At 36.9% G+C, this 222-nt stretch carries 1 protein-coding gene; it reads right to left on the bottom strand.

All coding sequences use genetic code 11. The annotated features are described in order from the left end of the window. Positions 1 to 8: 8 nt before the first annotated feature. The coding region (locus tag D7V20_RS19735) for a hypothetical protein (protein ID WP_005139060.1) at positions 9 to 222 on the bottom strand (214 nt) is incomplete at its 5' end.

Raw genomic sequence — 222 nt, 5'->3', positions numbered from 1 at the left:
GGGCGAATTCAAACATGAGGTGCGACAGTTTCAAAAGCCATATGATAATCAACAAGCTGAGCAAATTTCTCTAATGGTGTAAGCCAATCTAACGCCTTTCTAGGACGAGTATTCAGTGACATGGCAACTTGATTTAAATAATGCTGATCTGCCTGATTTAAATCAATCCCTTTAGGTAAATATTGCCTAATTAAACCATTCATATTTTCGCATGTGCCTTTT

The organism is Acinetobacter rongchengensis (genome assembly GCF_003611475.1).
Taxonomy (GTDB): domain Bacteria; phylum Pseudomonadota; class Gammaproteobacteria; order Pseudomonadales; family Moraxellaceae; genus Acinetobacter; species Acinetobacter rongchengensis.
The sequence above is the reverse complement of the archived record's forward strand: the minus strand, read 5'-3'. Positions and strand labels throughout refer to the sequence as shown.